The sequence below is a fragment of the Myroides marinus genome (assembly GCF_900109075.1).
Classification (GTDB): domain Bacteria; phylum Bacteroidota; class Bacteroidia; order Flavobacteriales; family Flavobacteriaceae; genus Flavobacterium; species Flavobacterium marinum_A.
In genome coordinates this window covers 1-19,812 of record NZ_FNYS01000013.1, presented here as the reverse complement: position 1 = coordinate 19,812, position 19,812 = coordinate 1, and the positions used below count along the sequence as shown (strand labels likewise).

The 19,812-nt window shown below is 30.7% G+C and carries 17 protein-coding genes; 7 read left to right on the top strand and 10 right to left on the bottom strand.

The window, feature by feature from the left end; translation table 11 throughout:
- Positions 1-33 precede the first annotated feature (33 nt).
- The 5 genes from BMX53_RS12850 to BMX53_RS12830 all read left to right on the top strand — a co-directional run bounded on the left by BMX53_RS12850 (position 34) and on the right by BMX53_RS12830 (position 9,340).
- Entirely contained in the window at positions 34-807 is a 774-nt protein-coding gene (locus BMX53_RS12850) for a hypothetical protein (RefSeq protein ID WP_006266626.1), read from the top strand.
- A gap of 533 nt (positions 808-1,340) precedes the next feature.
- On the top strand, positions 1,341-3,113 hold the full coding sequence (locus BMX53_RS12845; protein ID WP_006266627.1) for a DUF262 domain-containing protein: 1,773 nt from the start codon (positions 1,341-1,343) through the stop codon (positions 3,111-3,113).
- Between the two features lie 4 nt (positions 3,114-3,117).
- On the top strand, positions 3,118-5,598 hold the full coding sequence (locus BMX53_RS12840) for a GmrSD restriction endonuclease domain-containing protein (protein ID WP_006266628.1): 2,481 nt from the start codon (positions 3,118-3,120) through the stop codon (positions 5,596-5,598).
- Positions 5,595-8,645 (top strand): type I restriction endonuclease subunit R, encoded by a 3,051-nt coding sequence (locus BMX53_RS12835; RefSeq protein WP_006266629.1) that lies wholly within the window; start codon positions 5,595-5,597, stop codon positions 8,643-8,645. Before BMX53_RS12840 ends, BMX53_RS12835 begins: the two co-directional genes overlap by 4 nt.
- 2 nt (positions 8,646-8,647) lie before the next feature.
- Positions 8,648-9,340: a M48 family metallopeptidase gene (locus BMX53_RS12830; protein ID WP_006266630.1), complete on the top strand. Its 693-nt coding sequence runs from the start codon at positions 8,648-8,650 to the stop codon at positions 9,338-9,340.
- A gap of 374 nt (positions 9,341-9,714) precedes the next feature.
- Here the strand turns inward: BMX53_RS12830 and BMX53_RS19265 are convergent, their stop codons facing one another.
- On the bottom strand, positions 9,715-10,248 hold the full coding sequence (locus BMX53_RS19265; protein ID WP_262492913.1) for a tyrosine-type recombinase/integrase: 534 nt from the start codon (positions 10,246-10,248) through the stop codon (positions 9,715-9,717).
- Positions 10,249-10,281: 33 nt separating this feature from the next.
- Positions 10,282-10,554, bottom strand: a complete 273-nt coding sequence (locus BMX53_RS19260; protein ID WP_244154507.1) for a phage integrase N-terminal SAM-like domain-containing protein — start codon at positions 10,552-10,554, stop codon at positions 10,282-10,284.
- 212 nt (positions 10,555-10,766) lie between these two features.
- Between BMX53_RS19260 and BMX53_RS12820 the strand changes: the two genes are divergently transcribed.
- Together BMX53_RS12820 and BMX53_RS12815 are read left to right on the top strand one after the other, a co-directional pair.
- Entirely contained in the window at positions 10,767-11,489 is a 723-nt protein-coding gene (locus tag BMX53_RS12820; RefSeq protein ID WP_167357249.1) for a hypothetical protein, read from the top strand.
- A 233-nt stretch (positions 11,490-11,722) separates the two neighbouring features.
- Positions 11,723-12,430 (top strand): DUF6994 family protein, encoded by a 708-nt coding sequence (locus tag BMX53_RS12815; protein WP_074746760.1) that lies wholly within the window; start codon positions 11,723-11,725, stop codon positions 12,428-12,430.
- Between the two features lie 245 nt (positions 12,431-12,675).
- On the opposite strand, the gene BMX53_RS12810 is transcribed toward BMX53_RS12815, so the two are convergent.
- From BMX53_RS12810 to BMX53_RS12775, 8 genes are all read right to left on the bottom strand, one after another.
- Positions 12,676-13,164, bottom strand: a complete 489-nt coding sequence (locus BMX53_RS12810; protein ID WP_074746758.1) for a hypothetical protein — start codon at positions 13,162-13,164, stop codon at positions 12,676-12,678.
- A gap of 3 nt (positions 13,165-13,167) precedes the next feature.
- Positions 13,168-14,082, bottom strand: coding sequence for a relaxase/mobilization nuclease domain-containing protein (locus tag BMX53_RS12805; RefSeq protein WP_074746756.1), 915 nt, complete (start codon positions 14,080-14,082; stop codon positions 13,168-13,170).
- A 2-nt stretch (positions 14,083-14,084) separates the two neighbouring features.
- Entirely contained in the window at positions 14,085-14,384 is a 300-nt protein-coding gene (locus BMX53_RS12800) for a plasmid mobilization protein (RefSeq protein ID WP_074746754.1), read from the bottom strand.
- Positions 14,385-14,478: 94 nt separating this feature from the next.
- Entirely contained in the window at positions 14,479-15,432 is a 954-nt protein-coding gene (locus tag BMX53_RS12795; RefSeq protein ID WP_074746752.1) for a toprim domain-containing protein, read from the bottom strand.
- 219 nt (positions 15,433-15,651) lie between these two features.
- Positions 15,652-16,887, bottom strand: coding sequence for a primase-helicase family protein (locus BMX53_RS12790; RefSeq protein ID WP_074746750.1), 1,236 nt, complete (start codon positions 16,885-16,887; stop codon positions 15,652-15,654).
- A gap of 96 nt (positions 16,888-16,983) precedes the next feature.
- Positions 16,984-17,283, bottom strand: a complete 300-nt coding sequence (locus BMX53_RS12785; protein ID WP_074746748.1) for a DUF3853 family protein — start codon at positions 17,281-17,283, stop codon at positions 16,984-16,986.
- 175 nt (positions 17,284-17,458) lie between these two features.
- Complete coding sequence (locus tag BMX53_RS12780; protein WP_074746746.1) at positions 17,459-18,358, bottom strand: hypothetical protein; 900 nt, start codon at positions 18,356-18,358, stop codon at positions 17,459-17,461.
- Entirely contained in the window at positions 18,355-19,626 is a 1,272-nt protein-coding gene (locus tag BMX53_RS12775; protein WP_074746744.1) for a site-specific integrase, read from the bottom strand. The genes BMX53_RS12780 and BMX53_RS12775 overlap by 4 nt, the downstream gene beginning before the upstream one ends.
- Positions 19,627-19,812: the final 186 nt, after the last annotated feature.

The following is a 19,812-nucleotide window of genomic DNA, read 5'->3' as shown; positions in this document are numbered from 1 at the left end:
TGGGGTTAACTAAACGAATAAAAACGATTAATTATGGCAGTGTTTAAAGGAACTCTAAGAGAGTTTAATGATTATGTTGGACCATTAGCTCGAAATATTGTAGCTAATATGGCCAGAAAATTAAAGGCACACACAACCTGTCGTGAAAAAGGTTGTAATAAAAGAAAACCATTAGAAGCAGCCCATATTAAAGGAAAAGACAGACCTACTATTATTGCAACTATTCTATCAGATTATAAAATAGACCATGATTTATATGAGGTAGATTTGGAAGAGTTTAAATCTAAATTTATAGCTCAACATCAACCAATTGAAGATGTTATTTTACCGATGTGTAAGGAGCATCATTTGGCGTATGATAAAAAACATAAAATAGAAAGTGAACTTCCAGTTGTAATTGATGAATTAGTAAATGAAGAAGGGCAAAATACGTATACAGAAGCTGATTTAGAAAACATTTCCTCTTTAGAGTTCAAATCTTTAGAAAAGGCGATTAAAAAGTTTAGTATATCTGATATAAAAGATAAAATAAGTAAAGAATTAAATCTAGCGAAGCAACAAATTTCTGTTTCTAATATTTCTGATTCAAATGGATTATGGAATTTTGATATTAATAAGAGCAAATTTGCTCAAGATTTCGCCTTTGTTTTTTACGATCAGAAAGCTCAAACCTATAAAATTTCAATTTTTGAAGGAAATAGTTTAGAACTTAGCAATTTCGGAGAAAAGAATGATGGGCAAGTAGTTCGCTTTTTTGTTGATGCTAATTATCAAGATAAATCAGGGTTTAAATTTAGTATTCAATAATCTCAAATAACCCAAATCAACTAAATTAAACAAGATATGAGGTAAGTCTTTGCAGAGTTTAATAAAAGATATGATGAACTTAATGATAGTTTAGCATTATTAACGTTAACTACAAATATTAGTGAACTTAAAAAAAACTATAGATACTAATATAGGTAGTAAATCGCTCTACAATGAATTAATAGATTATTTTAATCTATGTTCCAAACAATATTATTAGTATAAAAAGGGCAGGATTTCTAATGCATGGCATTAAGGTATGATGTATTATTATAATACATTTCCTGTTGTTAAAGAATTGTGGGAAGAAGAAACAAAAGAAGAAGGTTTCAAATCATATTATTTGAAAGACAAACTTGGGTTTTTCAAGTAAACTATTTTAAGGATAAGTTGAACTAATTATATCTACATTAATCAAGGCATGATGCAAGAGTTGTTGACGGGGCGAGTGCGGTTGGTGTAAATATAATAATAAACCTTACGGTTTAACCAGTCGTGAAGTTTTTAATTAAATATTGTAAATAATAAAACTTATGGATGCTAAGCATGATTCTATGGTCGCTATTAAGAATTTTAAAGGTAAAAACTTTTTAATTAACAAGTATCAAAGGGGATATCGTTGGGGTAAAAGAGAAATATATGCCCTACTAAAAGATATTTTATCTTTTGATATTACCAGAGACGGTTTTTACTGTTTGCAACCGCTGGTAATGCTATATAAGGGCGAGAATAATTTCGAATTAATTGATGGACAGCAAAGAACTACTACTATTTTCTTGATTATAAAGCATTTACTAAAGGAAAATTATTTCCATATTCATTATGAAACAAGGAATTCAATAGAAGATGGATCTAATGATTTTTTAACACGTTTGCATACTTTAGATTTCTCAGCAGTTTTACAATCTGAGTCAAAAGATATTGAAAATCATATATGGACTGTTTGGAAAGAATCCTTTTGCTATGAAAATAACATCGAAGATACGGTAGACAATTTTTATTTCTTTAAAGCATACTGCTTAATTCAATTATGGTTTATTAAGAATGGCAATGAAGACTTTATTAAACATAATCTTTTAGAGTATACTAAGGTGATTTGGTATACTGAAGAAGTAGATGATAAAGATGTTGCTTTTACTTTTATTAATTTCAATGATGGTAAAATTCAATTGGATCAAGCAGAATTAGTGAAAGGTTTATTTGTGTTGGATATGAACAAGATAAGTGATTTTACGCGAAAGTCTTATGAGTTAAATCAATTTGCTGATGAATGGAATGCAATCGAACAACATTTACAAAGACCTGATTTTTGGAATTTTATTCAAAATAATCGATCAAATAAAGAATTAGCAAATAAAATTACCATCTTATTAGAAATTGAGAAAGGAAAGGGTGCCAAGGAAGAAGATTTGTATTACACTTTTCGACAGTATGAAAAAGCTTTTGAACGTGAAGAAAAACCAGAGTGGAGAAGCTTAGCAACATTATATAATTTATTAGATGAATGGTACCATGATAGAGAAACATATCATTTAATGGGTGCTGTGGTGCATTTAACTACCAAAACTATACATACAGTTTTAGAAGAATATAGATCTTCAAGTAAGAAAAATCAATTAAAAAACTATTTAAAACAGATTTTAAAAGATGAGTTTTTTGAAGATAAAAAACAAAAGTTTAAGAGTAAATACGATATTAATGAGATTAAGTATGGTAAAACAGGAGTTTTTCCAATTTTATTGCTATACAATATTGCGGTAGCACAATTACAAGATAAAAAGTATTTGTTTCCATTTGATTTGTTTAATTTGACACGAGCCTGGAATATAGAACATATCTATGCAAAAAACTCAATGGGTTTTGAAAAGAAGGAAGATTTGCAAGAATGGATGAAAGAGATAGAAGAACTATTTGCTGAAAATGCACAATTAAAACAGAATGAAGAATTAGAAGCTAAATTTAAGCAGATAAAAGTAGATGATTTAGAAAGTGCTAATTTAAAGGTTAAGGACATTGAAACGCTTCTGGGAGATATTATAGATAAAGATCATTTATCTAATCTTTGTTTGTTGGATGATAAAACGAATATTCAAGTAGGAAAAAAAGTATTTAGAAAAAAGAGAAATATGATTCTTGAAGTGGATTCGTGTTTGGATCCAGAGGCTTATGTACCAGTTGCCACAAAACAAGTTTTCCAAAAGGCACTGACGCCATCAAATGAGTTAACACTGAACTATTGGAATACAAGAGATAGAGATGCATATATGAGTGATATCTTGAATAAAATAACTACTTTTTTAAATTAAAGTTATGATTATAAAATATACATTTCATCAATTATTAGCTAACCATATTATTGAGGTACCTATTATCCAAAGGGATTATGCACAAGGACGTCTTTCTGATAATGTAAATTATATTAGAGAACGATTTGTAAAATCATTAGTAAATAATATTGTTCAAAAGGAAGATTTACATCTTGGTTTTGTTTATGGTAAGATTGAAGGGAAAGAGCGCCAAAGAGAAGCAAAGCTTCATCAGGATTCAGTAAAAACCTTATTGCACACTGTAACACAATATGCGCATCAATTTAATATAGATGTAGAGACAAAGATTAATATTAATGAAATTGATGAAACGAGTAGTTTAATTTTTATACCACTTGATGGGCAACAGCGTTTAACCACTTTGTTTTTGTTGTATTGGTATATTTCCATGAGAAAAGGAGAGGTCTCTAAAGAGTTATTAAATTTTAAATATAATAATAGAAAACTAGCTTTAGCATTTTTCGAGGAGTTAACTGCTAAAGGTAATATCGAAGTTATTCATAAAGAGTTAAGCGAAGAACTGGACAAACAAATAACAAAATATACGTGGTATTTAGATAAATGGAAATATGATGCCACTGTAAGTGGAGCTTTGGTAATGCTTCAAACTATACATAAAGAGTTTTCTACTCATAAAGAATTCGATTTTATGTCAATTAATCTTAAGGATTTACCATTTAAGTTTGATTTTTTAGACCTAGATGATTTAAGACAGTCTGATGAATTATATATAAAAATGAACGAAAGAGGTAAACAATTGACCGATTTTGAGCATTTTAAAGCATGGCTTCAAGATTGTATGAATAAAAAACAACTTTCAATTGATGATAAGGCCTTTTTGGAAAGATTTTGGAAAAAGATTGATACAGATTGGTTGAATTTCTTTTGGAAAAAAATAGATGCTGATTTTAGATCACTAGATGATTTCTATTTTAATTATTTAAAGACATTGGCAATAAATTTTCATTTATCTACTTCTAAGAATACGGCTTTACCTAATCATTTAAAGGAATTATTACAAAAGATTAGGAATAGTGATACTTACAACAAACAATCTGTAAAATATATTCCCCTAAGTCAATTTATAATTGAATTAAAGAATGACAGTGGTATATTGGAAATTTTTGAGCTATTTTCTATTGATTGTTTAAGATATATTGATAGTACAATGTCAACCTTAATTGAAGTTGAGGAAGATATTAAATATAAAATAAATTCGATTGTCAAGGAACCGTTTATTTCGAAGGGAAAGAATATTTTATCACTTTATCTCAAAAATAATGCTTTCACTCCAAACTATTGGGACCAAGTTTATTATTACTTTATTTTAGAACTTCTAAAGTCTAATAAAATAAATATTGATTTTTGGATACGTAGTATGAGGAATATTATTTACAATACCTACATACAAAGTCCAGATAATGTATTCGATGCACTTAAAAGCATAGGTACATTACTGTCTTCAGACATACTAGATTTAGAAGAAGCTTTGAAGTCAGAAAAATTTAGTTTATCATTTTTCGATAAAAGTCAAATTACCGAAGAGAGATATAAATGTACGTTGGATCCTACAGTATGGGATTTTAATAAAATTCACAAGCTTGAAGATCATGAATATTTTATGGGACAAATTCAATTTGCGTTTGACTTAGCCACTAGTGATAAAGATCTATTTACAAAATACTCTGATTTACTTTCAGAGCTGTTTTCAACAAGAAATAATGAAATTTATTTGCAGCAAGCATTACTAACAAAAGGGGACTACCTTGTTGAAAGAACAAATCATTCATTTTGCCGTATATCTTATGATTCTTTAAGGAGTCGTAATGACAATTGGAGACAAATATTTGATGATGAAAAAAGAAGAAACCTATTAAGGAGTTTGTTGGATAACTTATTAGATCTTTCAGATCTTGATCTTGTAAATAAATTAAATACAATAATTAAAAACCATAAATTTACTAAAGAAGATTGGGAATACTACTTTGTGGAAAACGGAGGAGCTATAAAAGAGTGTAAATACAATGAGATTAGATGGTTTTCGGCAAATGATGTTCGACTTTTACATTCCACAGCTATAACAGGATATCATTTAGAATTGAGAACTATGTGGCTATTTCAAGAATTAGAAAATCTTAAATTTGATATAAATCCGTTTGAAACTAAGGAATATTTGTGGGATAAAAATACAGGTGGATCTCCTGGAATTAAATTATCTTCTTTTAAATTAGGAGAAAAGGTCTATGACCTAGACATCAGATTTGCAAAAGATGGGGCAGGATATGAATGTTGCTTTTTCCATAAGGCAGCCACAATTAATGATAGATCTGCTGATGAAATAGTGATTAAATCACTGGGTGATTTTATTTACGATGATGAATATAAGCATTATTTTAAAAAAGTAGATAAAGAGAAAATAATAGAATATTTATCTATATTAACGAGTAAATTGTCAACACTATGATCAACCCAATAGAACGCATCACTCAAAATCGTATCATTCAATTGTTTCAAGAACAGTTGAATTATTGCTATTATGGCAATTGGGAAAAACGAGAGCATAATAGCAATGTAGAGCAAGAGATCTTAAAGAGAAATCTACTCAAGCGTGGTTATTCAGAAACCTTAGCGAATAAAGCAGTAAAGGAAGTGTACGATTTGGCAAATACCAATGCAGGTGGATTGTATCAGCGCAATAAAGAAGTGTATTCGCTATTGCGTTATGGTGTGAAAGCTCGCCCTGAATTGGGAGAGAACTTTGAAACCATTTTTCCGATTGATTGGCAGAATTGGCAAAACAATGAATTTGGTATAGCGGAAGAAGTTACTTTGGCCAAAGGGCAAAATGTACGCCGCCCAGATATCGTGTTATATGTCAATGGAATTGCGTTGGGAGTTTTAGAATTAAAACGCGGAACAATTGATATTTCGGAAAGTATTCGGCAATCTATTTCCAACCAAAAAGAATTGTTTAATGAGTGGTTTTATAGTACAGTTCAATTCCTTTTTGCAGGAAATAATACACAAGGTTTACGATATGGAACTATTGAGACACCAGATAAATATTATTTGTCTTGGAAAGAAGATGAACAAGAAAACGAAGATTATAAATTAGACAAATACCTCAAAAAACTTTGCGACAAACAACGTTTATTGGATATTATCTATAATGGTGTTGTGTTTGATGCAGGTGTGAAAAAACTACCTCGTCCACATCAATATTTCGCCTTGCAAGAAGCCCAGCCATTTATCAAGCGCAGAGAAGGCGGAATCATTTGGCATACCCAAGGTTCGGGTAAATCCTTGATGATGGTGATGTTGGGCAAGTGGATTTTGGAAAATGTTGCCAATTCACGTATTGTTATTTTAACAGATAGAACCGAATTAGATGACCAGATAGAACGAGTATTCAATGATGTAGGTGAAACTGATATTGCTAAGACCAAATCAGGAAAAGAACTGATGGATTTCCTAACCTCGCCACGTCCTCGATTAGTATGTTCGTTGATTCATAAATTCGGCAATAAAACAGAAACTGATTTTGATGCTTTCATTAAAGAATTGCAAGATAATCCTGTAAAAACGCAAGGTGAAATTTTTGTATTTATCGACGAATGTCACCGTACGCAAAGTGGTAAGTTAAACCAAGTAATGAAGGCAGTATTACAAAATGCGGTTTTCATCGGTTTTACAGGTACACCTTTGTTGAAAGAAGATAAGAAAACTACTATGGATGTTTTTGGAAGATACATTCATACCTATAAATTCAACGAGGCAGTAGAAGATGGAGTGGTAAAAGATTTGATGTATGAAGGGAGAAATATTGAACAAAACCTGACTTCACAAGCTAAAATCGATCAATGGTTTGAATCAAAAACGGCTGGTCTGAATGATTTCCAACGAAATGAACTGAAGAAAAAATGGGGAACCATGCAAAATGTCTTGAGCTCTAAAAGTCGCATGGAAAAGATTGTAGCTGATATTATTTTTGATTTTCAAACCAAAACACGTCTGCGTTCGCAAATGGGAAATGCTATTTTGGTGGCATCGAGTATATATGAAGCTTGCAAGTATTACAATTTGTTCCTGCAAAGTGAATTAAAGAATAAATGTGCGATTATTACCTCATATAATCCCAATATGCGTGATGTATCAACTGAAGATACGGGTGCTGATACAGAAACGGATAAAGAATATATTTTTAATACATATACAGAGCTATTAAAAGAAGTTCAGTCCAGTGGTAATAAATCGAAGACAGAAACTTACGAATCTGAAAGTAAAGAACGTTTCAGAAAGGAACCAGCCAAAATGAAATTACTTATCGTAGTTTCTAAATTATTGACCGGTTTTGATGCGCCACCTTGTTCGTATATCTATATCGACAAAAAGATGCAGGATCATACCTTATTTCAAGCCATTTGTCGTGTGAATCGTTTGGATACCGATGATAAAGACTATGGTTACATCGTCGATTATATGGAGTTATTTGGCAATGTAACCGATGCCATTAATGTTTATACGTCCGAATTGGATAGTGAAGGATTCACAAAAGAAGAGGTTGAGATTAATCTAAAGGATCGATTAAAGATTGCTGTAGATCGTTTGTTAACAGCGTTGGAAACGGTAGAGTTCATTTGTGAATCAGTAGAATTTCCAAAAGCAGATATTGATTTTATTCGTTATTTCTGTGGGAATACGGAAAATCCGGAAGATTTAAAATCGAATGAATATAAACGCATGGCCTTATACAAAGCTATTGTAGAATATATAAGAGCTTATGCGAATCTAAAAGCTGATTTTGTCAATACTAATTTTACAGAAGCTGAAGTGAAGCGTTTTCATCAAAAGATGGAAGATTATTTGAATTTGCGTGAGATCATCCGTAAAGCTTCAGGTGAAACTATTGATTTGAAAGCTTATGAAGCTGATATGCGTTTTTTAATTGACACCTATATCAAAGCAGAAGAGTCTGAAAAGGTGTCTCCCTTTGATGATATTTCCCTATTAGATTTGATGGAGACTGATATGGAGAAGGCTATTGATTCATTGCCAAAAGGAATTAAGGGGAATAAGGAAGCCGTTGCAGAAACCATTGAAAATAATGTACGAAGCAAGATTGTAGAAGAGCATTTATTAGATCCAAAATATTTCGACCAAATGTCCGTTTTATTACAAGAATTAATAGAACGCAGAAAACAAGAAACGGTTTCTTATCAAGAATACTTGGTAAAGATGGCAGAGCTAATCCGACAAGTTAATCGAGGTAAAAAGGATGATATCCCAGTTTCATTAAACACAAAAGGTAAAGTAGCCTTGTATCATACTTTAGGTAATGAAGAAATGGCTTTGGCTTGTGAAGAAGCAGTCCAATATGTTAAACAGGAAGGATTTAGAGAGAACTTAGCTCGCCAACGCATGGTGAAGAAAGCTATTTTTGATGTAGTTAAAGATATCGATAAGGTAGAAGAAGTTTACAAAATTATCGAAGCACATAAAGACGAATATTAAAAATGACAGAACGTATAGAGATAGGGGAAGTAGAGATAGAGGTGACGTTCAAAGATATTAAGAACTTGCATCTGAGTGTGCATCCACCTTATGGACAAGTAACAATATCTTCTCCATTGTTTTATGATTTAGAAAAAGTGAAGATTTACGCTGCTACTAAATTAGGATGGATTAAAAAAGAGCAGCGTAAATTTTTAGAACAACTGCGAGAAGAGCCGAGAGTATTTAAAAATCAAGAGAGTCACTTTTTCTTTGGAGATCGTTATTTATTGAAGTTAGAAGAGAGTACGAGAAATAAAGTTGAAATCGCTGGTAAAAAGATTGTTTTAAAATCTTCAGATTTGAACAATGTTAAACAACTCCAAGCTACTCTGTATGCTTTTTACCGTAAAGAATTACGAAAGTATTTAGAGGCTAGGATTGTTTATTTTTCGGCTTTGATGAATATCAAATCACCTAGCTTCAAAATTCGAACTATGAAAACCAAATGGGGGAGTTGTGCTACAGATCAGCAACGAATATGGTTTAATATCGAATTGGCTAAAAAGCCTTTAGATTGTATTGATTATATTGTTGTTCATGAACTAATTCACCTGATAGAACGTCATCATAATAAACGATTTGTGTTGTTAATGGATCAATATTATCCTTCGTGGCGCACCCAGAAAAAGAAATTAAATGAGTTGCCTTTGTAATAAAACTATGTTTACATTATTACAAAGATCAAACACTTATATTACGTGATGTATGGAATAATTAGAGAGACTCGTAGGCTTTTTAATTAAATTGTTTTAAAATGAGTTTTTTATATATTAATGAATTAAGTATAGTTGTATAGATTTTTTTAGTATATTTAGTATTAAATTAATACACTAAAAATCATCGATTTAAAAGCTCGGCTATTTCATGGCACAAAAAGTTACAAAAGCCTGAAAGTCACTATTTATAGGACATACGGAGTAGGGTGTAAATCCCTCTTTCTCCGCAATAAACACTGATACTTAGTCAGTTAAAGCATAATCACCCAATTTTACACCCAAAAATGTAAAGTTGGGTTTTTTATTTTAGGTTACAAAAAATCTAATGGACTTGGTGTCGATTTCTTATCTATATCTGTAATATGAGTGTAAATCATGGTTGTTCTAATATCACTATGTCCTAATAATTCTTGTACAACCCGAATATCAATTCCGCTTTTTATTAAATGTGTGGCGTATGAATGACGCAAAGTATGCACACTGCCTTTTGTTGCAATATTGGCTTTTTTTATTGACTTTTTCAAAACTAACTGAACACTTCTTTCGCTGTATTGCTCATCTTTAGTTCCTTCGAATAAAAATATTTTGGGTTTATATTCAATATAATATTCTCGCAACAAACTTAATAACTTATCAGGTAAAGCTACTAGCCTATCTTTATTCCCTTTGCTTTGTTGTATTAACAGTAAATTACTGTCGGATTTTACATCGGTTAGTTTAAGATTTTTTAACTCACTTAAGCGTAATCCACAACTGTAAATAGTGGTAAGAATTGCCTTATACTTTAAATTATCTGTAGCATTTAATATTTTTCTCACTTCTTCTTGAGAAAAGAAAGTAGGCAGTTGGGTTGATTTTCCTTTAGGATATAAATAATTCTATTCTATCGTTTGATTATTGACCAACTCATAAATCTTCTTAATTGCCCCAACTAAAGAGCGTTGATAAGATGCACTAATATTGTCTTGAAATACTTTTTCATTAATAAAACCCTCTATTTCAGCAATAGGTATTTCGTTGAGTGTACGATATTTATTCATATACTCTAAGAATATTTGTGCATAACCACAATACGATTTTATGGTATTATTAGCATAGCGTTGCACTTGCAATCGGTCATGTAAAGTTTTTAATATTGTTTCGCTATCCATAAAAAACAACTTACTAAGTATCTAGTTTACAAAAAAATAATTATATTAGTAACAGATTTTACGAAATGCGCATATAGGTGTTATTTTACGAAACTACACCTTATTTTATTTCGGAAAATAACAATGTTAGTTACAAGTTTATAAAGATTATGCGGAAAATTGAGTATTTGAAAAAGGGTCAATGCATTTGGTGTTTACTTTCCAAACCTATTGTGAAATTTAAAACTAAACCTCATACAATCCCTAGAACTCTTAATAATGAAAACATTGGATTTGACATATGCGATTCTTGTAATAGTTTTTTCGGGACTGATAATAATGGAAGTATAGTTTCATATTCTCTTGACAAAATTTCAAAAGAATTTTTTAATGTTCATAAGTTTTTACTTACTAATAAAAACTCGGAGTCTTGGAAAGAATTTAAGTCTCAATTTTTTAATTATTATCATAAAAGTGGTAAACTTAAAATAAAAGTTGACTACATACGTAATCCATCGTATGCAAATGAATTTACCAGGAAGTTTAAACGAGGTATTTATAATATGTTTCTTCAAGAATATCATCGAATTACTGAAAATGGTCTTGATGAAAAATTCAACAAAATTAGGGAATTTGTAAGGAACAATAACGGAGACATTCCTTTATATTATCTAGTTTCAAATAATGGTATTAGATTAACTGAAAATATTGATGAACCTTTGGAAATTCATTTCAATGATTTGAGTCTTAAAATAATTGATAATTATGGCTATTATCATTTTACAATGACTGGATTAAATTTCTATCTTTTTGTAACTGATAAAGCTTATGAGAATATTGATTTTATAGAAAAAGAAGCTAATAAATTAATTGGCTCAGGTTTCGTTTTTATAGATTTCATTGAACTTAAAAGAATAAATCAAATTGATTTCACTTTGAATAATTGGGGTATATAAACCTATAGCTAACATGTGTTTTGCAAAATTGTGGGTTTGAGGCAGAACTCAAATTTTAGGATAGATTCCGCAAAAGCCAATTATATTGGCTTTTTTATTAAATTAGCAAATATTATTGGCTTTTGCTACGTTTCGGCTGAATTGAAACTTAACGCTTCAATTCACCACAACTTCGCAAAGCACAGAAACGTTAGGTGAAAGCAATCCAGAAATTTCCGCATAAATTTAAAATTATGAAAATAGATATTACGTTTAATGTTTATTCAGACGCAAATGGTGGCGATCCTGATAGTACAAGTGCTACATTAAGAAAATATCACAAAATTTTGTGGGATAAAAAACTACCAAACGGAAAAAATTTTGAACTTTTAGACAATGTAAAAGGAAAATATCTTTATCATAAATCTGAATTTGGTGAATTTAATTTAGGAAGTGATGCTATAACTCATTCTTATCGAAATCAATCAAGAAAACAATGGCTAATAAAACAAATTCCTTCAGAAGTTGATGAACTTTTTGAATTAGGTTCAACAATTGGAGCTTATATTGTTTATCCAAAAAATAAAATTGAAAATAAATTTACTATAAATCAAGCACGTGGGGTAAATCCATTTATCGATGATAGATTTGATTTAACTTTAGAATGTATTAAATTATTTTATAATGGTCAGAAAAGTCCTTTGTATGAAACTTTATTACGATATAAGGATTTTTTTGATTTATTTCTTGACTTTGAAGGGTATACAAAATACTTTTTGCTTGAAGATTTACTTGATGAAAATAATAATGTAAAATTTTATCTACCTTTTGATAACTTCAAAACAAAACCTTCTTTTTCTAACATTGAAGATTATGTTATTTATAAAAATGGTGTGAAAAACTTTATTGAATCTAGAAACTTAAGAATTAAAAATTATACAGACAATATTGCCAGCACCTAACACCGGCTTCGCAAAAGCTTTTTGCTTTTGTTTTTTTATTAAATTTACAAAAAGCCAACAGCTTTTGCTACGTTCGGTCTGAATTGAACTTTAGCTCAATTCAAGCCCGCACTTCGCCAAGCCGTGGCTCGTTAGCAATTCTTTTAAAATAGCATAAAATATTCCAACAAAGTTATTTCCATGAAATTTCGAACCCTCCCAGCTCTAAAAATCTTACGGAAATAACTTTGATAAATACTTTCGAATTATTGTTTTTGACTCCACTCTTTGAAAAACTTTGTTGTCTTAGGATTTTCGATAAAAAACTGATTTACATTTTCTAATTGATTCCTTAATTTAGCTTTTTCATTAACTATAAGTTCATACTCCGATTTATCAATAGTATTCTTAACAGCCATATACAAGGAAAAACCTGTTATTAAAAATAGAAAAATGTTTAGTATTATTAAGTACAGCAACCTTTTAGAACTAACAGCTTTATGAACTTTTAAAAGCTCTTCATTATTTTTTGTTATCTCTCGATTAAATTGTTTGAAGTCATCCTGTAATCGTTGTCGTTGTTCTTTTTCTATCTGTCGGAGTTCTGCAACATTTACGGTTACTTTGATATTGCTCAATTCTTCGATTGTTTCTAAATGAGCTTTTTCGCTTTGTTTTATCGTTTGTTCTAATTGTATGACTTGCTGAAGTAATATTTCGGTCATATCCGTGAGTTTTGGTTGGTTCTTTGCCATAATTTATCTTTTTAATGTTCTTCGTTTGCGTTTTTTTTGTTCATCGTCTTCATCGTTATCGCCAAACTGTAAAGCAGATAGCATCCCAAATAAAACTGACACATCAATTTTCCAATTCTGTATTTGCGGTTCGTATGATTCTTGACTTGTAAATAGTTTATTTACTTCATCTTTAGGCTCCATACTTGTTGTATTTTTAAATAAATCATTTAGCTTCATATTTCTGTCAATTTCACTTGCTTTTAGGTTTGCACCTGTTGGCAAATGAATAAAGCGGTATCCTTGTATATTGCCCTGTTTATTAATCGTTGGTTTAACTTCAACCTCTTTTTCCAGCATTAAGCGAATGTACTCTTGTAAATCATTTGGCTTCTGCTTTAAAACTTCCCTGTGAGCTGTTTTAATATCATTTTTAACCATTAAGTTTGTGTTATCAGCTCTTTGCTTCTTGTTCTTATTTTCTTGTCTTATAGAAGTCCATCCGTATTTTAGAGCTGTTTCGTGAGCTACTCTTTGAGCTTCAAAACCAATGTAATTATCCTTTAATGCCTTTCCGTTTTCATCTATGCGATTGGCGATGATGTGAATATGTTTATGTTCTTTTTCTGTATGAACAAAAGCAATGAATTGAGCTTTGGTAGGATCGATTTGTAAACCAAGTAAAAACTCAACCGCTAATACCCTTAAATCTCTATCACTCATCTTTTGACTATCTGCAATAGTTGGAGATATAACAGCCGATATTGTGTTGTTTTTACATCTGTTGTTTTGATTTTGTAGTATCTGCATCGTTTGAAATAGTTCTTTAGGACTTTCTCCAGAAAGGTTATTGCGAACCAATTCATATCCTTTCTTAGTATCAATCACATAATTAAATAATGCTGTACCACCAATGCAGGATTTTGCTTTAGCTATCATAATTACAGTAGTTTTTGTAAGTGAGTCCGAATTAGATTAGCTGTTTCAATAGTGTATTCTTTAACTCCTGTTGTATCGCCAAGTTTAAAAAGGTTGCTTATTCGCCTAAAATTATCAGCGTATTTATTCAGTAATTTGTAAACTTCAATTTCTTCAGGAGTTAATTTATACGCTAAAGAATAGTCAAGTGCGGTGTTTCGGATGTATTCTGAAACGCTACAACCTACTTTTTCTGCTTTGTTTTTTATGATTAGAGCTTCTGTAAGACTAACTCTAAATTCTATCTTCTTTGTTTTTTTCATCGTCTTACCATTTTGCGACCTTCGGGAGAAAAACGAGTGGTCTTTGATTGTCAAATTTCCAATTTGTAAGGACAAAGACACATCTCGATAATTCTTACGTCAAATCATTGCGGTTAATAGTTAGTAAATAATCATTCAAATCTTTGTGATTCTCGTACAGTTTTCGTCCATCAACAACGTTTGTATAGGTCTGAGCTACTTTTTGAAAGGCACTTTCTCCAGCTTTATCATTGTCGAAACAACAAATAATACTTTCATACTTTAATTCTTTGTACAAAGTATTATTGATACTTTTATCCATTTGTACATTGATACATTTATACAATTCCCCATTTGTACATTTGTACAAATAATTATTTGGTGTTTTAATTATTGTATTATTCAACATTGATACGGAATTAAGAATCAAATAATCATATTGCTTTTCTGCATTTGGATAAAGGGTTAAAAAGCTGATGTAATCACTCCAAGATTCAAACAAGACAATATGTTTACTTTTGTTGTCAAAGTAGGTTACTGCCTTTTTTCCAAGACACATTTTTATATAAACGTTTCTTAGCTCGAAACCATTTATGGTGGTATTGGGAAAACCAACAGCGTAATATGATTTGTTGTTTAGAGTATAGTGTACTTCCTTACAATAAGTTTGAGCTATTTTAAGGCTAAGATTACGCTCAGTGATATATTGTATCAAGTTTGGATGTGTTAATGGCTTAATCGCTTGAATTGTATATGTTGGTTCTTGAATAATGTTAGAACTCACAATAATTGGCTGATGAAAAGAAAAAGAATCGTTTTTGAGCAATTCTAAAGCTGATTTAATATCGCAATTATTGTACTTTATCACGAAATCAAGTGTTGTTCCACCAAATCCCTCCGCGTGGTCATAAAACACATTTTTAGCAATATTCACTTTAAATGATGCTGTTTTTTCAGTTCTAAAAGGACTGAGATACCACCAATCAATTCTCGTTGTTTTAGTTGGGGTATAACCTAACTTTTTAAGTAAGTCTGTTAGGCTAATTTGTTTAGCTAATTCACAATTCATACGTTTTGAAATAGTCGGATTAAAAATCTGTTTTTTTTTGATGCAATGATGCAGAAAGGTGTTAATCAATTGTATTTCAATAAAATACTCTGCATCACTCTTGCATCACTGCATCAAACTCATTTTGTTTCTTGCATCACTCTTGCATCAAACTTGACGTGTTTTTAGTTTGATGCAAACTTTGATGCAGTATAACTTGTTAGTAAACAATAGTTTAATCTATTCTTGCATCATTGCATCAAATATTTTATAGAATAAATCTTTTTTAATGATGTAGTAACGTCCTCTACGTTCTATTTTAACAAATTCTCCGTGAGATAAAAGCTCTATTCCTTGATAAGATTTTGTGTTGTTTTGTGGTTCAAAATCCCATTTCTTTAAAATCTTTCTTATTTCACTAGCAGATATTATTAGTTTTGGGTTTGTCTTGCGTAATAACAAGAGTAAATCATTGGGAGCTACGCAAATTTCATCCTCGGCAACCTTTTCAAAGCACAGGTTTAAAAGTTCTAAAAGTGAAATCTCTATTTTGTTTTTACTAATTAGCTTTAAAAGGGAAGCTGTAAGTATCTGTTTAGGTGTAAACCACATTCGGGTTTGTTGCGTGGTGTAATAAGGTCGTAGAAGTAAGTATTTGATGAAATAAGGAACTTCACTTGTTAGCTTCTTGATAAAGTGAACGTCTTCTGATTCAATAGGTTTAATCTTTCGAATCCAAAAACGTATTTCTTCTTCGTCTATTTGAATGAAATCATCCTCATTGTTAGAGCAAAGAATAAACTTGGCGAAAAACTCTATTTCCTGTCTGTCTTTTCCCTTTGCTTCAACTTTGTCTTTGTCAGTAGTAGAAAGGTACTTTAAACGCTCTGTAATCTCTTTCTTATCAAAGAATACTTCATCTATGGCAACTAATAACATACTTGCCCAATCAGCGTTAAATTGAGAACCAAAAGAATCTCCTTTGATATAAGTCATATTGAGTCCAAAGATATTTTTAAGCCATTTAATAAAAGAGCTTTTTCCTGTTGCACGTTCTTTACTAACAAGGCACAATATTGGTAAGGTTTGCGTTGGCTTCTCATACAATAGCTTTAGATAGTCTAAACCATATTCGTATTGTTCACTTCCGAAGATGTGCTTTACAAAGTGTAGTGAGTTTGGAATCAATTGTTCTAATTCATTTATGCTAAAGTTTTCTTCTATTGGTTTCATATTTAATTCATTATAGGTGTTAAAAAAGTTTTCTACGATTGGTTGATAGTTAAGATGGTCTGGAATACAGCAAAAGCCATCTAATTTTAAGACGTTCTCTAAGTAGGACTTTCCGTGATCTGATACAATCGTTTCACGAGTCCAACGCACCATTACTTTAACTTTATCACCTGATATCAAAGGTTTTTCGATGATTTTAAAGTAAGCAGTTCCTACTCGGATATAGGGTATATCTAAGCTCATATTTACTTGTGTTTTAATAATCCTTATCTTTGTACGATAAGAGTTGAGTTATACTTTAATTGGATATTAAGGGACGATTTGCACAAGTTGTCCCTTTTATTTTTTAGCGAATAGTTCTAATGCCAAGTCAGCATCGACTATAATTTTTCTACCTCTTTGGATAATCGCTTTTTTGATATGACCTTCTTTCTTGATTTTATTAGCAGTGGTAATACTGCATCCAAGTAGGTCTGCTATACCACGTATTCCGTAAACATAACGCTTTGTAGATTGTTGCGTTTCTTGCGAAGTATTGAGTTCTTTAAAATCCTTTATAGATACTGTTTGTAATAACTGTAATAGTTCTTCTCCTGTCATTTGCCAAACAGGCTTTTCTTTTAGTTCATTTATATACATAGTTTTAGTTTTTAAATAATACGATTTTGTGATGTTCGAACAATTCAAAACTACGATGTGTGTAAGGTGGAGAGGGGGTGGAAAAACACACTTTATTGCACAAAAAAACCACTTTAGTAAAATTCTAAAGTGGTTCAAAGGTGGATTTATAAATTTTAAAGGCTTTTATAGTACTTTATTGTTTAAAAGCTGAATCAATGAGATTGCGATACTCTTTTAATGTATCATTGGCACTGCTACCTGTTATGTGTTTATACTTAGAGTCATAAGTTGCTTTCTTAATCTTAAATTCTTTTAATATTTGAGCAAACCACTTTTTCTTTAAACTTTTGTTTTCTATGTTATTATGTAAGCAATGAATTACATAAAAGAAAGTGTATAGAAAATCCTCTTTGATTTTTATTTTATTCACTGTATGTAAGATATTTATCTCTCTATAAAAATCATATTCTGATATATCTTCAATAAATTGATTGTTTACAATACTATGTAGTTTACTAATAAGTCTCATTGAAAATATAGGCTTGTCATTAATAAAAAGATAATCATTGTCATACATTTCATAGTCCTTAAAATTTGATTTCACATCTTTTAAAAGCCTTTTACTATGATTATATATCTCTTGGTGGTAGTCGTAGTTTAAAAAACCTATCTCTTTGTAAAAACTTGACTCAAAGTAGGTTTTACGTTCAGGCAATTCCGTTTCTCTATACAATTCCATTGTTAAATCATTATCTGACAAACTATTTTTATTTCTTTCTCGGTATTTCTTTAACCGAAGTCCATCTCTATCAAGATTAGTGAAGAAATCAGAATTTTTTTCATACAACTTAATTATTGTCTCCAAATTTTCTCTAACAATAGATAAAATTTCTTTTCTTTCTTGTGTGTCTTTTGCAGAATCTATTCGGTCTTTAAAATCAAACATTAAGATATTAATCATATATTGTCTATAAATATCTTGGGAATCGAAATTAAACGAATTTCCTGATGTGTTTAATTCTTTTTCCCACATCACTATTGTGTTATCAGTCATAAATCTTGTTAATTCTAATTGGGCATCTACTGTATTCATATCATATCAAATTTAGTCATTGCATTCGCTTTAATCGTATCAGCTACATCAATATAAGGTTTCATTGATTTGTAGTCTGAATGTCCTGTCCATTTCATTACAACCTGTACAGGTATCCCCAATGATAAAGCGGTACAGATAAATGTTCTTCGCCCTACGTGAGTGCTTAAATGTTCGTATTTGGGTTTTACTTCATCTATTCTTTCATTGCCTACATAGTAGGTTTCTCTAATCGGTTCGTTAATCTCTGCTAACTCTCCAAGTTCTTTTATGTAGTCATTCATCTTTTGATTAGAAATAACAGGTAGAGCCTTTCCTTTTTCAAAAGGTACATCTTTGTACTTCTCTAATATTGCTCTACTGTGTTTGTTTAATTCAACTCTCAGCATATCATTTGTCTTTTTAGTAACAAACTCAATAGCATCATTTTTAATGTCGTGTCTTGTTAGGCTAAAGGCATCTGAATAGCGAAGTCCTGTATAGCAACAGAAAAGCAATACATCACGAACACGTTCTAAGTACGATTTGGTACCTAAATCCGTTGATTTAATCTGTTCGATTTCCTCTTGGGTTAAGAAGATTATCTTTTTAGAGGTTTCTTTTAGCTTTGGTTTAAAGTCTTCAAAATTATAGGCAATTGTATAATTGTTGTTTTTACACCACTTCAAAAACCACTTTACAAAACTAATCTGCTTTTCGATGGTACTATTACGCATCTGCTTTTCAATACGTAGAAATGAAACGTAGTCTAATAAGGTCTTTTCATTAATATCAGTAAACTGAAAGTTGCTTTTGAAAGAAAAAAGATGTGAACGAACAGTATTAAACTTGGTATAAGTAGCCGATGTCCAATCGTTGCGTTTTCCACTGTTTTTGACAAACTCGTCAAAAGCTGTAAATAGGTTCTTTTCTGTCGCTGATATGGTTTGTTTATCTGAGTAGCGTTTTATCTCATCTTTTAAGAGTTCAAAAGAAGGTATTTCATTCTTCAATTCATACTCTTTAAAGATTCTATCAATTATAGTAGATAACTCCTGTATTGCTGTATTGATTTCGGAAGAGCTTTGTTTTAGCTTATTGGTACACCCATTGCGTACCTTTTCTTTTGCTTCATCCCATTTAGAAGCATCAATTCGGTAGCCTGTAAAGAGTTCTATACGACCACCATTATATACCACTCTTGCACGAATTGGAACGTTCTCTGTGATTAATACACCATCCTTTTTTCTCTTTTCAATAGCAATAGTTATTTTTCTTTTTATAGTCATAGTTATTTGTAATAGCACCCAAATATACACCCAATTTTAATACTATCATATACTATTTTATGATATTTCACCGACTTAATAAAAATATAACTATCAATAAATCAAAACAATAACATTACAAGGTATTCTATTTATATATAGGTTATATTCCCTCTTTCTCCGCTGATTTATAAAAGATAACTTTTT